We start from the raw sequence: 14,735 nt of genomic DNA on the forward strand, positions 1-14,735 counted from the left end.
AAGGAGAAGAAGAATTTGGAGTAGAATTCTTATTCATTTGAGACAAATAGCTTGATAAAAGGAGCTGGGAAACTAAACTGCCATCGAATACTCAGAATGAAATTATCGCTGTTCTATGGAAAAAAACTAGTGCGAAGATTACCTGGAAAGACGTCTAGCCCCTGGTCTACCCTTGACCTGTGACTCTTGCAAAAATTCGACAAAATTGCAGAGAATCGTGTAACATAGGAGTAAGATCTAGAAAATAAAAAAGGGTGAAAAGATTTGGATCAAAACAACAGTAATGGCGTTTTTGAAATAAATCCCTATTCAGTTGAGACGAATAACTGGATTAAAAGGGGCTGGGACATACGCGTAAATAATTTTCCGGCCGAGATATACTTTGATTATCCGACCAAAACAAAAAGTATAAGTTTAACCGGAACTGCTTGCTCTCTCAATTGTGCACATTGTGGGGGACGTTATCTCAAAGGAATGACAGATGTCAAAGAGCTAACCTCCCAGTTGTGCTCGGAGCTTTCTTTTTCCAGCGCATTAATCAGCGGTGGATGTACTCAGGACGGTAAGGTTCCTTTTTGGAACCGCTTAGACCTCTTACAGGAGCTAAAGAATAGGAAGGTTCGTCTAAATTTCCATGTAGGGCTGATTAGCGAAAAGGAGGTTCAGCTGCTTAAAGGGTTAGCAGATGCAGTTTCTTTTGATTTTGTTGGAGATGAGGATACTATACGTGAAGTTTACGGTCTCGAGCATAAATTAGAGGATTATATTCGGGTTTATAAGGATTTGCGTAAACAGGTGAGGATTATTCCCCATTTAACACTTGGCTTAAAAGGGGGGATTTGGAGTGGAGAGGAAAAGGCATTGGATATTCTTGAGGATTTAGGCTTGGACGGATTGGTGTTGAACGTATTTATTCCAACTTCGGGCACCCGTTACGCTGACCGAACTCCCCCGAATTTAGAAGAGGTCATCTCTTTTCTGGCTAAAGCAAGGGTACGCTTCCCTAAAACTTCTCTTGCACTTGGTTGCATGCGCCCCAAAGGAAGTTATCGTCAAAAGCTTGATGAGGCCTCGGTGGCCTTGGGAATCAATAGAATTGTGATACCTACTCCGAAGGCGCGACAATTGGTCAAGGAAAAAGGACTGATAATCAAACGAGGTGAGGAGTGTTGTGCTCTATGATTCGTTGTTCGGTAGGAACTGCCAAAGTATTAGGCCTAAATAATATAAAAACTGATGCCTTGCCAACGACTGCCTATCTAATGGTAGGAGAACATTGTAAGTTTAATTGTGCCTTTTGTGCTCAAGCTCGCGAGAGTAGGTCGAAAACTAACTTACTGTCCAGAATAGTTTGGCCGGAATTTCAAGAACACGAGGTTGTTCAGGGCTTGCAAATACCCGAGGCCCAAAAGGTCATGCAAAGGGTTTGCTTTCAGGTCGTCCAAGATGGCAAGGCCTTAGAGGAAGCCAAAAATCTGGTTACAACCATAAAGAATGAGAGTCCCAATATGCCAATTTGTGTCTCGGCAGGGCCGCGAAGCCTTACTGAGATTCAAGATTTGCTAAAGCATGGTGTGGACAGGGTAAGTTTAGCACTCGATGCTGCTACTCCAGAGGTTTTTGCTTTGGCCAAAGATGGATCGTGGGAAAACCGCTATGAGTTGCTCATAGAAGCCGCAGGTAAGTTTCCGGGACATATTGGCACCCACCTTATCGTAGGGTTGGGGGAAACCGAAGAGGAAATGGTCAAAATCATACAAGACATGTACGATAAAGGAATCAATGTAGCCTTGTTTGCATTCACACCGGTAAAAGGGACCCGCATGGAACAATCACCTAAACCAGAGTTGAATCATTATCGCCGGATACAGGTTGCCCTTTATTTAATCCGCAGGAAATATGCTCGAGCAGATGAGTTTATCTTTCGAGCGGGCAGGATTGTAAGTTTTTCCATGCATTTAGACCAGCTTTGGGATTATCTCTCCTCAGGTGAGGCCTTTCAGACCTCTGGTTGTTCAGGATGTAACCGTCCTTATTATAATGAATCCCCCAGGGAAGAATTTTATAACTATCCAAGACCGCTTACCCCTGAAGAAACGAAAAAATCCTGGCAGGAACTCGTTTCTGGTTTAGAAAAGTAGGTGAAAAAATGAAAACGTGGAGATATCTGCCTTACTCGGTTTTTACGGGCCCTGAAAACATGGCCATAGATGAATCTATCATGGAACTTATGAAAAAGGATAATAGTAACCAACCAGTTTTGAGGTTTTATGGCTGGAAGCCTGCCGCTTTATCTCTGGGTTATGCTCAAAGTTATGCTAAGGAAGTGGATGAAGAGGCCTGTCGTGAGGCTAATATTGATGTTGTTCGGAGGCCGACTGGTGGCAGGGCTGTGTTACACCAGTATGAACTAACCTACAGTATTATTGTTCCGGAATCTGAGGAACATGTTAAGGGGACCATCATTAAATCCTACTTGAAAATAAGTGAGGCATTATTAAAAGGAATAAATGCAGTTGGGGTGCCGGCTGAAATAGTTGCTCAGGCAAATTCTTCGCACACGGGAACAGCGGCTTGTTTTGATGCCCCTTCGTGGTATGAACTAGCAGTAGCCGGAAAGAAGCTTGTAGGAAGTGCCCAAATGCGCAGAGATGGAATTCTCTTGCAACATGGCTCTATAATCTTGCATTTTGATACAGAACTTCTATTCAGCCTTCTGAAATTACCAAACGAAGAAGTCCGGCAGCGTTTGGTAAATAGCTTTAAGGCCAAGGCCTGTGCCTTAGATGAAGTATGGACGCGACCAGTGACGATCGATGAGCTGGAAAAAGAGATATGTCTAGGATTTGAGGAAATTATGGGTATAAAACTTGTCCCTGCAGTTCTGAGCAAAGAAGAGAAACTTATGACAGAACAACTAGTTAAGAAATACAACTCGCAGGAGTGGACAATGAAAAGGTAAAATGACGAGAATATGTCTCGGAAAATTGTACGGAAGATATATAATACCTTCTGGACAAAGGTGGCACCGATTGTTAGCGGTTATCATCATAACTAATATGCAAATAAAAAATGGAAGATTTGCGTTTGGTTTAATTTCAATATCATCGAAAGGAGCCATTGCATTAATTGAACTGCAATGGCTTCTTTCGATGATATTGGTGGTCCTTGAAGGTTAGTGACAGGAAAGAGCTACTGCAATATTTTAAGAAAAGAATGGATTTAAAAAACATTGTAAAAAGCAATTAAAGGGTTTATATTAAAGGGTATCTATTTTATGGAAGAAACATTAAGCAAAGACTAAAGAAATGAAGATTTCTCGAAAGGGCTCCTTATCGAAAGCACTTGAACCAAGCTTAAAGGAAATTTGCCCGAGTCAATTGCGTTAGAAGGGACGTTAAGCCTACATGACTGTTATGTTGAAAATATTAAGTACCTTGTTCCTCGTCGTTTGGCTTCTTCGGAGGCGCGTTCAAATTGGGCATGCTATGTTAGCTGGCTCGATGATCTTATTTTTAATTGCTTCGCCAACGTGGGAAAAAGCATCTACTGCGCTCCGAGCCACCTTACTGGAAACCAGCACCTGGGAAGTTATGCTGGCGATGTTTTTTGTCATGTGTCTTGAGTTCCTATTGAGAACAAGTGGAACCATAGAAGGTTTTATGACTTCTATGAAAGCACTGTTGCGAAGTGATCGCGTGCTGCTTGTCCTTATGCCTGCTTTCCTGGGTCTGCTTCCCTCACTGGGTGGAGCGATGTTCTCTGCCCCCATGGTTGAGCACGCAAGTAAAAAGTACTCCCTCACTTCGGAAAACAAGGTGACAATCAACTACTGGTTTCGCCATATTTGGGAATATGCGAACCCCATTGTTCCAGCCTTAATCCTCGGCAGTCAAATTACATCGATTCCCTTAGGTTCATTAGTCACTCACATGGGAGGATACACATTCCTGGCACTGATCCTGGGGTGTTTATTCCTTTTAACTGGGAAGAAATTTCGTTCTCAAGAGCAGTTCAAAAATCAAACGGAGCTCGAAGTTTCCGCTTCGTTGGAAACCACACTTGTTGACGCTTCTGAGATCAGAACTTCCTCGCGGTCTATGCGTTACCTACTCCTCGCTCTTGGTCCTATTATTGTGAACATCATCCTTGTTGTCAGCTTCCACTTTAGTGCAGCGGTATCCATGGGGGTAGTCGTTCTTGGAATGGTTGTAATTCTCCGCATACAACGGGAACAAGTAATTCGGATGTTGAGTAAGTCCTTTGACTTAAAACTTCTTTGGGGAATTCTCAGCATCATGTTATTTCAACATACCCTGACGGCTTCAGGCTTAGTTCAGGAACTTGTCGCGCTTTTGCAAGGAGTGAGTCTTCCCATCTCAATTATGATAGGACTCTGTGCTCTAATGGTCGGAGTTCTTACAGGATCACCTCAAGGCGTTGTCGCCATTACCTTTCCCATAGTCGCAGTCCTAGCGCCGGGGAATGTGAATACCGCCACAACTGCGTACGTGATGGGCATAGCCGGATCGATGCTCTCACCGGCACATCTTTGTCTTATTGTAACGGGAGAGTACTTCAAGGCAGACATATTCAAGGCTCTGCGCCCTGTACTATTTCTTGAGGGTATCATCGTTGCGATTGTTATCTTAACTCAGTTCATATAATGTGTATATTGGTTCCCTATTAACTAGTTCTAAGATGAATTTTGCTTACAACTCTGAACATCGTGACCTTTTACCCATAAAATGGTATAATGGCAGCATGGGAACGTGTTAATCGATGTGTCTGATAAGAGCATTTGAAAATAAAAGGGGAGCTAATTATGCCATTATCTCGAGAAGATAAAAAGTACACGTTTGCAGACTACTTGACATATCCAGAAGATGAGAGATGGGAAATCATTGACGGAGTACAATATCTGCAAGCATCCCCGACACCTGTACACCAAGAAGTACTTACGGAATTAGTAAGACAAATTGCTAATCATTTGATAGGCAAACCATGCAAAGTATATCCTGCTCCTTTTTGTGTAAGATTGCCATTAGGCTCAGAAAAAAATGAGTATGAAGTAAAAAACATTGTTGAACCCGATATATCCATTATCTGTGGCAAATCTAAAATTGATGATAAAGGATGCAATGGAGCACCAGATATGATCATTGAAATTATTTCTCCTTCATCAATAAAAATGGATAGGGTTGTCAAGTTCAATAAATATGAAAAAGCTGGTGTTAGAGAATATTGGATTGTTGAACCTGATCAAAAACTTGTGAGTGTAGTTGTACTGCAAATTAATCAAAGATATGGGAGAACTGAGATATATACCGAAGAGGATAAAATAGCGGTATCCATTTTTCCGGATTTAGTAATAGATTTGAGTGAAGTTTTTACTTCACAATAGATTTACAACGCACATGCCAAAGGCCACACTTGAAGTGTGGCCTTTGGCATGTGCGTTGTAAAAATCGTTTAATCAATTCCGAGACACCCACTTCTTCAAGTGGATGTTCCTTATTCTACTGTAAAGCTAAGAATAACATTTCGATCATTTTGATACTTAAATTGATCATATTAAGGGTAATCTACTAACAGAAATAGGGATTGACAGTGCATTCTGAAAAAGCTAAAATTATATTATAAATGTAACCGTTTACATTAGGTTTGATCCTTATATTAGTTATAGAAGAAAAAGCTTAGCAACTGGGATGGAACAGGCTATTTTATGACCATTTTCAAGAAAAATGTCATAGAATACATTTGTTTAGGGTTATCTATTTCAAGATGCAGAAACAGTGGAATTAAAATAATGTAACCGATTACAATATAACCGGATTGAGGGTGTTCTCTATTGGCAACGATTAGAGATGTTGCGCGTTTAGCGGGAGTGTCTGTGGCTACAGTCTCTCGAGTGATTAACAAAACGGACTCTGTGAATCCTGAGACCGCAGGACAAGTGCTGAAAGCCATCGAGCAACTGCAATACGAGCCAAATGCTGTAGCTCGGGGCTTGGCTGGTAAGAAGATGGGGATTATTGCCTTAATCTTACCGGATATATTAAATCCATTTTTTCCTGCATTGGCACGAGGAGTCGAAGATGTAGCCCATAAGAAAGGCCTGACGGTTATCTTAGGTAACTCGGACGATCAAGGCCTAAAAGAGAGCTCATATATCAAAGTCCTTAAAAAAAAGTATGTAGATGGTTTCATATTCGCTTCTAATACGATTCTTGAAGAAGATGTTGAAGCGTTAAGAAAGGAACAGATTCCGATCGTCTTATTGGATAGAGGCTTGAATACTGCATCCTGTGCAGTAATACGCTCAAATAACCGAGAAGGTTCGAAACTGGCTGTCAAGCATCTAGTAGAACAAGGTTGTCAAAAAATCGCTCATATCTACGGGCCACAGGAATTTATCACCGCTCGAGAGCGCATGCTAGGATATGAGGAGATTGCCGGAAGATTGCGAGAGTATTCGCCCAGTCTGATGGAACAGGGTAATTTTGATATCGAGAGTGGACAGAAGGCTGTGGAACAGCTCCTTGTCCGTCATCCTGACTTAGATGGGATTTTTGCCGGTAATGACCTTATGGCGGTTGGGGCCCTCAAGGCCTTGCATGAACGAGGAATTCCAGTCCCGGAACAGGTCAAAGTATGCGGCTTCGATGGAATTGGCTTGACTGAGATTACCGAACCGGAATTGACGACCATAGCCCAGCCAGTTTATGAGATGGGAGGATTAGCTGCTCAGATTTTGCTGGACGAGATCGAGAGCGGGACCCGTGAAAATAAGCTTATCGAACTAGATGTCACTTTAATTCCCAGAAAATCGACCCACAAGGAGGAGTCCTAAATGGATCAGCGGCCAAAGGTTGTTGTTATTGGCAGTCTGAATATGGATTTAGTTGTTAAAGCTGTTCGAGCTCCAAAACGTGGGGAAACGGTGTTGGGGGAAGAGATACATTTTGTTCCCGGTGGTAAAGGTGCCAACCAAGCAATAGGCCTAGCTCGTTTAGGTGCTGAGACGACTATGATTGGAGCAGTTGGGTCAGATGCTTTTGGGGAAGAACTTAAAAAAGCCTTACAAGCAGATGGAGTAAGTACATCGAGTATTAAGGTGCTCGATTCACAAGCTACTGGAGTAGCCTCAATTCTCCTGGCTGAAGGGGATAACAGTATTGTGGTGGTTCCGGGAGCGAATGCCCAGTGTTTACCTGAGGATTTGGACCAGTATGAAGGCATAATTTCCGAAGCAGATCTTGTGCTCCTGCAACTGGAAATCCCTCTGAAGACCGTGGAGTATGCCATTAAGCTGGCACGAAGGCACGGGACGCTCGTAATGCTTAATCCGGCCCCTGCCCAAAGCCTTTCCCAGGATCTGCTCAGGCAAGTGGATTATTTAACTCCCAATCGCTCTGAACTCGCCTTGCTGACAGAGATGTCCGAGGAGTCTGCCATTGATCAAGGAATTCAAGGGCTATTTGAGGTTGGGGTTTCATGTTGTGTCACGACTCTTGGAGCTGAAGGAGTCGCTTTCAAGGAATCAGGCGGCAGTCTGGTAAGTATTTCGGGTCATATGGTCCCTGTTGTGGATACTACGGGAGCGGGAGATGCTTTTAATGCTGGCTTGGCCTATGCGCTGGCCCAGAGGAAATCTATTCGAGAAGCGGCTGAATTTGCAGTTAAGGTTTCGGCTCTTGCAGTTACAAAATTTGGCGCTCAGGGTGGGATGCCTTCTCTGGCCGAAGTAGAAGCTTATTTTCAGGAGGGAAGCAGATGAAGAAAATCGGCATCTTAAATAGTGAAATATCACGAGTGATAGGTGAGTTGGGGCATATGGATCGGATTGTCATCGCAGATGCGGGCTTACCTATTCCTTCTCATGTCAAAAGAATCGACTTGGCCTTAAAGAAGGGAGTCCCATCGTTTATTGAGACCGTGGAGACCGTTCTTCTGGAAATGTGTGTAGAAAATGCCTTTGTAGCTCAAGAAATGGAATCAGCCAGCGCTGCAACAAAGGAAGAGTTACTCAGGCTATTACTCGGTGTTCAGACTAGGATCGTCACCCATGAAGAGTTAAAAGCCTTAACTCAAGAGGCAAAGGCCGTGATTCGTACAGGCGAGTTTACTCCCTATGCCAATGTCGTGCTGGAAGCGGGCGTTATCTTCTAAAAATTTCAAAGGGGGGATTTAGGTATGACAGATCTCTTGACGATGGAAGGTATCCACAAGAGCTTCAGCGGAGTCAAGGTGTTAGAAGATGTTCAGTTTTCGCTCCGCCAAGGGGAAGTTCATGCCTTGATGGGAGAGAATGGAGCCGGGAAATCAACCCTGATGAAAATTCTTTCTGGAATTTATAGTAAGGATGCTGGCTCTGTTCAGATTCAAGGAACTGAGTCTGCAGCTAGTTCACCTAAAACTGCCCAAGCTTTAGGCGTGGCGATCATTCATCAGGAACTTAATATGATCCCCGATCTAACCATCTCTGAAAACATGTTTTTAGGACGCGAGTTCAAATGGGGTCGGACGGGTTTTATAAACTGGTCCAAAATGGGTGCTGAAGCGAATAATTATTTACAGCAACTGGGGATGGATTTGAACCCGGACAGCTTGGTAGGGGAATTGTCAGTCGGACAACAACAAATGGTGGAAATTGCTAAAGCACTTTCTATGCACGCGAAAATTTTGGTTCTTGATGAGCCCACAGCGGCTTTGACTAAACGAGAAATCGAGAAACTCTTCCAGCTTATTGAGGCTTTGAAGACCCAAGGAGTGGGGATGATCTATATATCCCACCGTATGGAGGAAATATTCCAAATCAGTGATCGGATAACAGTTTTGCGTGATGGACGTTATATTGGCACTAGGGATACCAATATCACAACAATGGATGAATTAGTACAGATGATGGTTGGCAGAGAGATCAAAGAGCGTTTTCCTAAGGTAGAATCGAAAATCGGAGAAGAACGTCTTCGTGTAGAAGGACTTGCTCAAGACGGAAAACTTTATAATATCAACTTTAATGTACGGGCCGGAGAAATCTTGGGAATTGCAGGTTTAATGGGAGCTGGTCGGTCTGAATTAGCGAAGGCATTGTTTGGAGTAGGGAAGTATCACGGAAAGATCTTCGTGAATGGTAAACTGGTGACGATTAAGGGGCCTGCTGAAGCGATTAAGGCTGGGTTGGCTTTGATTACGGAGGATCGAAAAGGGGAAGGGCTTGTCACTGATTTGTCAGTTCGAGAGAATCTGGCCTTGCCCAATTTACGATCACTCTCACGCTTTGGCTTCATAAGTCATCGCTCGGAACAGGAGTTTGTGGACGATAGTATTCGGAAACTGAAAGTAAAAGTCCATCATTCTGGACAAGAGGTAAGCTCTTTAAGTGGGGGAAATCAGCAGAAAGTCGTGATCGGTAAATGGCTGGCGACTCAGCCTAAGGTCTTAATCCTTGATGAACCGACAAGGGGTGTAGATATCGGGGCGAAGCGAGAAATCTATGACTTAATGAATCAGCTCGTTCAAAAAGGGGTTTCAATCATCATGATTTCTTCAGAACTTCCAGAGGTTCTCGGAATGAGCGATCGAATTTTAGTCATGCATGAAGGACGAATCACTGGGGAATTCGCACGCGAAAATGCTTCTCAAGAAACTATTATGGTTGCTGCAACAGGAGGGAAAAGTCATGGGTAAAGTCCAAGGAAACAGTGGGATTCTGCAGCGCATGGGACCCCTTGTGGGTTTGATCCTCATCGTCTTCATCTTATCAATGGTCAATTCAGACTTTCTGACCGTAAGCAATATTTTTAATGTACTTCGTCAAGTTTCGATTAATGCCCTGATTGCCTATGGGATGACGTTTGTCATTCTAACAGGCGGGATTGACCTCTCTGTAGGTTCGATTATTGCACTTTCAAGTGCTTTTGCCGCAGGGATGATGGCCTCAGGTACAAATTCTTGGCTGGCAATCGGGATAGGCGTTTTGTCTGGGACGTTGATGGGAACGGTAAATGGGGTAGTCATTGCCCGAGGAAAAGTCGCACCGTTTATTGCTACACTGGCGACTATGACGATTTTTCGTGGCTTAACCTTGGTTTATACAGAAGGAAAACCCATCACCGGTCTGCCAGATGCCTTTGGTATGATTGGACGAGGGTATCTCCTCGAAATTCCAATGCCCGTTATCTGGATGTTAGTAGCTTTTGGAGTACTCTATGTTATTTTAAAATTTACATCCTTTGGACGTCACGTATTCGCTTTGGGAGGGAATGAAGAAGCAACACGCCTCTCCGGTATCAATACCAATCGAGTAAAAATTCTTGTTTACAGTATGAGCGGTTTAATGGCTTCTTTAAGTGGAATCATCCTGACTTCGCGCCTGAATTCTGCTCAGCCCACTGCAGGGACGTCTTACGAGCTTGATGCCATTGCAGCTGTAGTGCTGGGGGGAACGAGTCTTTCGGGCGGAAAAGGGTGGATCGTGGGAACCTTAATCGGGGCTATGATTATTGGAATACTCGATAACGGCTTAAATCTCTTAAATGTCTCATCTTTTTACCAACAGGTTGTCAAAGGCGGAGTTATTCTTCTGGCGGTCTTGCTGGACCGCTCCAAGAAGAAATAATACTTCTGGGTGAGTGAAGCAAACTTTCGGATCTCCAACTGAATGGAACAACCAGTTTTATCAGTTGTGGATATAGGTTCTCATAAAGGAGGATGATGCGAACGCTGGAAATGTTCTTGATTTATATTAAATAATGGAAATCATGGCGGCAGGCCGCCCTATAGAAAGGAAGAAGAAAAATGAAAAGAAGAAATAGTATCTGGATGATAATGCTAGTAGTTCTCATGACTATTAGTCTGATTGGTTGTGGAACGACTCAATCCAACTTAGAGAATAAAGAGGCAGCTAAACCAAATGAAAAAGTAACAATTGGTTTTTCTATCTCCACATTAAACAACCCCTTCTTCGTAACCCTCAAGGAAGGTGCTGAAAAAGCTGCTACGGAAGCTGGAGCAGATCTGTTAGTAGTAGATGCTCGCGACAATACAGCTAAACAAATTAGCGATATAGAAGACTTGATTCAGAAAAAGGTCAATGTAATTCTGGTTAACCCAACCGACAGTGCGGCAGTTGTCTCAGCCGTGGAATCGGCTAATAAAGCCAACATTCCGGTTATCACAGTGGACCGGGCTTCCAATGGAGGGACAGTGGTTTCTCATATTGCTTCTGATAACGTAAAAGGTGGCAGCATGGCTGCTGACTATATTCTAAAAACTTTAGGCAACAAAGGTAACCTTGTGGAGTTACAAGGGATCGCGGGAACATCGGCAGCCCGTGATCGAGGTCAAGGCTTTCATAATGTTGTTGATGGCAAAGACGGAGTGAAAGTTGTAGCTTCTCAACCGGCAGATTTCGATCGTGCTAAAGGATTAAAGGTCATGGAAAATATCCTGCAAGGGAATAAAGATATTAAAGCCGTGTTCGCCCATAACGATGAAATGGCTTTAGGGGCCCTCAGTGCCATTCAAGCGGCAGGCAAGACTGACATTATGGTAGTAGGGTTCGATGCAACCGATGACGCTGTAAAAGCCGTTAAAGAAGGAAAAATGGCGGCAACAGTCGCTCAAAAACCGGATTTGATCGGGAAAACGTCATTAGAGACTGCCCTGAAGGTAGCTAATGGGGAAAAGGTTGACTCTAGTATCCCAGTTGAGTTAGAGCTGGTTACAAAGTAAAAAGAAACAAGGAAAGAGGTTGGAGCAAGTGCTTCAGCCTCTTTTTCTTGCATTATCTGATTAATGCTGGCCGCTAGTGAAGTATTGTGGAACCATCTGCCATTGACAACGGAACAAGCTGAGGCTGATAGCATCCCTATGAGCTAATGGATAAATAAGAATATTATTGGTATGTTCGTTCTTGAGGTCAGCTCTACATAGAAAAATTTTGAAAGGTTACAATAGAATAATCTTGTACTTTGATGAAAATGGGAGTCGAAAATGTTAGAAAACGGAAAAATATCTACCCGGCAATTTACTTTAATGCTCTTTTCTCTTTTGTTAAGTACAATTATGTTTGGTTTACCTCGAATTTTGATTGAACAAAGCAGACAAGACGTTTGGCAAGTAATGCTTATAACCTTCGTTATAGATGCTGCACTTGCTATAATTTATTTTATCCTCGGCATGAGGTATCCTCGGCAGACGATGATTCAATACAGCGAGACAATTCTGGGCCCATGGCTGGGTAAGATTTCAGGCCTTTTATTTGTCCTGTTTTTTGGGTACATGACACTGATAGTCTTAAAAACCGTCAGTAAATTTATTGATACAGTACTCTTGACAGGCACTCCGGAACTAGCTATCAATTTCATTCTGCTTTTGATTACCCTCTATGCAGTCAATGCCGGTTTAGAGGTAGTTGCCAGGCTGAGCGAAATCATTGCTCCACTGATGATTATTGCATTGCTGATCATTTTGACCTTTAGCGTGAATCGGGTCGAACTAGGAAATTTGCGACCGGTTTTTCAACATAACGTCTGGGAATTACTAAAGTTAAGCCTTTTACCCATTAGTTTGTATGGGGTGTGCATCACAATGGGGGTATTTATACCGTATCATAACAACCCTAAAGAAAGTCTTAAAGCAAAATGGATTGCCATTGGCAGTGGGACTATTCTGTCCATTATGACATTGATGTCCCTGATCACCATTTTCGGTACAAGTTATAGCAGCCAACAAGTATATCCGGTATTTCGTCTTGCTCAGATCATTAAAGTTGGTGATTTTTTTGAGCGTATTGAAACTGTAGTCATTATATTTCAGATTGCCGGTGCTTTTGTAAGCATGGTCATACTCTATTATTCAAGCGTTCTGGGACTAGCCCAGATTTTCAAAATACAAAGGTATCAGACTTTGACGCCATATTTCGGAGTTATCATGCTAATCCTATCGGTGTTTGTATTTAGCAATATTACGGAAATAAATCAGTTTACGGAGACAATTTTCCCTTTCTTGGCTATATTTATCGAAGTTTTCTTGATCATAATGTTACTTATTGTCAGCTTAATTCGTCACGGAATAAAGAAGACATGAATTTGGGGAGGGGGCAGCGCTAAATTGTTAAAGAACTTAAAAAAACTAAGGGATCTAAAAAAAACACCAGCTAACGGCCAACCGAAAACAGAGAATGATAGCCGTCCTTCTTCTAATGAGCCTGAAACTGAAGTTAATAAACTTACTTCTCTCTTAACATCCAATCTTACCGTTCTGAAAGAGCGGTTTCGGGGTAGCGTAGATATTGTTTTTCGTGAATTCAAGGTCGGTTTTGACCCCAATAAGAGCGCGGCCCTAATCTATATCGACGGTCTGGTTAAAGCCGAATCAATCAATGCAACTATCTTAAAACCCTTAATGTTTGATTTCGCGAGGGAAAAACTATGGCAGGAGCTTAATCAGCATAACTTGCTCATGTTCATCAGGGATTATGCTGTGCCCAATAACAGGGTGCAGGAATTTAGTCAGCTTCAAGATGTTATTGACAGCATCTTAAGAGGAAATGTAGCTTTACTTCTTGACAGTTTTAATTCAGCCTTGATTTTCGATAGTAAAGGGTTCGAAGGTCGTGCGATAATAGAACCAGCTACCGAATCTGTTGTGCGGGGACCCCGGGAAGGGTTTAATGAGCGTCTGGGGATAAATCTCTCTTTATTACGGCGTAAGATTACTAATGAAAACTTAATCTTAGAACAATTAAATCTGGGGACTCGAACGAGAACAACTGTCTGTTTTGCCTATTTAAAGGGAGTCGTCAACGAAAAATTAGTCAATGAAGTAAGAAACCGTTTGCAAAGAATTGATATCGACGGAATTTTGGAAAGCGGCTATATCGAACAATTGATTGAAGATGCTCCGGTCTCAATCTTTCCCACGGTTGGCAATACGGAAAAGCCGGATATTCTAGCTGCGAAGCTACTAGAAGGGCGCATTGGCATATTTGTAGATGGCACTCCTATTGCTTTGACAGTTCCTTATCTTTTGGTTGAAGCTTTGCAAAGCTCTGAGGATTATTATTCTCGGCCTTATTTTGTTACTATAGTTCGCTGGCTTAGGATTGCTTCCCTGATATTTGCTCTTTACCTGCCGGCATTGTATATTGCTATCCAGAGTTTTCATCCAGACTTAATTCCAACTCCCTTGTTAGTTAGCATGGCAAAATCCAGAGAAGGGACACCTTTCCCTGCATACGTGGAAGTTTTTATCATGGGAATGATCTTTGAAATATTACGGGAGGCCGGAGTTCGCATGCCTCGTCCGATCGGGCAAGCGGTTAGTATTGTCGGAGGCTTAGTAATTGGTGAAGCTGCATCAAAGGCGAACTTGGTCAGTGAGACAGTGATTATCTTTGTAGCCTTAACTGGTATCGCTAGTTTTGTTATCCCATCTTTAGGGGATGTTGTTCCTCTTAGTCGCCTCTTTCTCATGACTTGGGCTTCGCTTCTGGGCATATTTGGCCTCTTGATGGGGAGTATGGTCCTTTTTATTCATTTAACAAAACTACGCTCTTTTGGGATCCCCTACCTGGCACCTTTGGCCCCGGCGAATCTAGACGATTGGCAAGATGTCCTGGTTAAAGCTCCTGCTTGGACATTAAATACCCGTCCCCGGCTTTTAGGAGCCTGGAATTCTATTAGAGGACGTTCAACCAGGCCATCTCCAAAGAAAAAATGAGGTTA

At 42.9% G+C, this 14,735-nt stretch carries 13 protein-coding genes; all 13 read left to right on the forward strand.

The features are described from left to right. Positions 1-264 precede the first annotated feature (264 nt). The 13 genes from lipS1 (at position 265) to BUB11_RS16295 (ending at position 14,730) form a co-directional block, all read left to right on the forward strand. Complete coding sequence (lipS1, locus tag BUB11_RS16235; protein WP_084110334.1) at positions 265-1,182, forward strand: LipS1 family lipoyl synthase; 918 nt, start codon at positions 265-267, stop codon at positions 1,180-1,182. Beyond that, positions 1,179-2,141 carry a LipS2 family lipoyl synthase gene (gene lipS2 / locus BUB11_RS16240; protein ID WP_073030806.1) on the forward strand — a complete coding sequence of 321 codons (963 nt, stop codon included), beginning with the start codon at positions 1,179-1,181 and terminating at the stop codon, positions 2,139-2,141. The genes lipS1 and lipS2 overlap by 4 nt, the downstream gene beginning before the upstream one ends. A gap of 8 nt (positions 2,142-2,149) precedes the next feature. Continuing rightward, positions 2,150-2,962 carry a lipoate--protein ligase family protein gene (locus BUB11_RS16245; protein WP_073030807.1) on the forward strand — a complete coding sequence of 271 codons (813 nt, stop codon included), beginning with the start codon at positions 2,150-2,152 and terminating at the stop codon, positions 2,960-2,962. A 454-nt stretch (positions 2,963-3,416) separates the two neighbouring features. Beyond that, positions 3,417-4,667: a DUF401 family protein gene (locus tag BUB11_RS16250; RefSeq protein WP_282434012.1), complete on the forward strand. Its 1,251-nt coding sequence runs from the start codon at positions 3,417-3,419 to the stop codon at positions 4,665-4,667. Between the two features lie 158 nt (positions 4,668-4,825). After that, on the forward strand, positions 4,826-5,404 hold the full coding sequence (locus BUB11_RS16255; protein WP_073030809.1) for a Uma2 family endonuclease: 579 nt from the start codon (positions 4,826-4,828) through the stop codon (positions 5,402-5,404). Positions 5,405-5,851: 447 nt separating this feature from the next. Next, positions 5,852-6,853, forward strand: a complete 1,002-nt coding sequence (locus BUB11_RS16260) for a LacI family DNA-binding transcriptional regulator (protein ID WP_073030810.1) — start codon at positions 5,852-5,854, stop codon at positions 6,851-6,853. Next, positions 6,854-7,780 (forward strand): ribokinase, encoded by a 927-nt coding sequence (gene rbsK / locus BUB11_RS16265; RefSeq protein ID WP_073030811.1) that lies wholly within the window; start codon positions 6,854-6,856, stop codon positions 7,778-7,780. Beyond that, on the forward strand, positions 7,777-8,172 hold the full coding sequence (gene rbsD / locus BUB11_RS16270) for a D-ribose pyranase (RefSeq protein ID WP_073030812.1): 396 nt from the start codon (positions 7,777-7,779) through the stop codon (positions 8,170-8,172). Before rbsK ends, rbsD begins: the two co-directional genes overlap by 4 nt. 24 nt (positions 8,173-8,196) lie before the next feature. Further along, positions 8,197-9,693 (forward strand): sugar ABC transporter ATP-binding protein, encoded by a 1,497-nt coding sequence (locus tag BUB11_RS16275; protein WP_073030813.1) that lies wholly within the window; start codon positions 8,197-8,199, stop codon positions 9,691-9,693. Beyond that, positions 9,686-10,624, forward strand: a complete 939-nt coding sequence (locus BUB11_RS16280) for an ABC transporter permease subunit (protein WP_073030814.1) — start codon at positions 9,686-9,688, stop codon at positions 10,622-10,624. The genes BUB11_RS16275 and BUB11_RS16280 overlap by 8 nt, the downstream gene beginning before the upstream one ends. A gap of 179 nt (positions 10,625-10,803) precedes the next feature. Continuing rightward, entirely contained in the window at positions 10,804-11,739 is a 936-nt protein-coding gene (rbsB, locus tag BUB11_RS16285) for a ribose ABC transporter substrate-binding protein RbsB (RefSeq protein ID WP_073030815.1), read from the forward strand. 261 nt (positions 11,740-12,000) lie between these two features. After that, on the forward strand, positions 12,001-13,095 hold the full coding sequence (locus BUB11_RS16290; protein WP_073030816.1) for a GerAB/ArcD/ProY family transporter: 1,095 nt from the start codon (positions 12,001-12,003) through the stop codon (positions 13,093-13,095). Between the two features lie 24 nt (positions 13,096-13,119). Then, entirely contained in the window at positions 13,120-14,730 is a 1,611-nt protein-coding gene (locus BUB11_RS16295; protein WP_073030817.1) for a spore germination protein, read from the forward strand. Positions 14,731-14,735: the final 5 nt, after the last annotated feature.

Origin of the sequence: Desulfosporosinus lacus DSM 15449 (assembly GCF_900129935.1) — a bacterium.
Taxonomy (GTDB): domain Bacteria; phylum Bacillota; class Desulfitobacteriia; order Desulfitobacteriales; family Desulfitobacteriaceae; genus Desulfosporosinus; species Desulfosporosinus lacus.

Coding starts and splice junctions, on each gene's coding strand:
- BUB11_RS16245 (WP_073030807.1), top strand. CDS start 2,150: ATGAAAACGTGGAGATATCTGCCTTACTCGGTTTTTACGGGCCCTGAA.
- rbsK (WP_073030811.1), top strand. CDS start 6,854: ATGGATCAGCGGCCAAAGGTTGTTGTTATTGGCAGTCTGAATATGGAT.
- BUB11_RS16255 (WP_073030809.1), top strand. CDS start 4,826: ATGCCATTATCTCGAGAAGATAAAAAGTACACGTTTGCAGACTACTTG.
- BUB11_RS16290 (WP_073030816.1), top strand. CDS start 12,001: ATGTTAGAAAACGGAAAAATATCTACCCGGCAATTTACTTTAATGCTC.
- BUB11_RS16275 (WP_073030813.1), top strand. CDS start 8,197: ATGACAGATCTCTTGACGATGGAAGGTATCCACAAGAGCTTCAGCGGA.
- rbsB (WP_073030815.1), top strand. CDS start 10,804: ATGAAAAGAAGAAATAGTATCTGGATGATAATGCTAGTAGTTCTCATG.
- rbsD (WP_073030812.1), top strand. CDS start 7,777: ATGAAGAAAATCGGCATCTTAAATAGTGAAATATCACGAGTGATAGGT.
- lipS2 (WP_073030806.1), top strand. CDS start 1,179: ATGATTCGTTGTTCGGTAGGAACTGCCAAAGTATTAGGCCTAAATAAT.
- BUB11_RS16250 (WP_282434012.1), top strand. CDS start 3,417: ATGTTGAAAATATTAAGTACCTTGTTCCTCGTCGTTTGGCTTCTTCGG.
- BUB11_RS16280 (WP_073030814.1), top strand. CDS start 9,686: ATGGGTAAAGTCCAAGGAAACAGTGGGATTCTGCAGCGCATGGGACCC.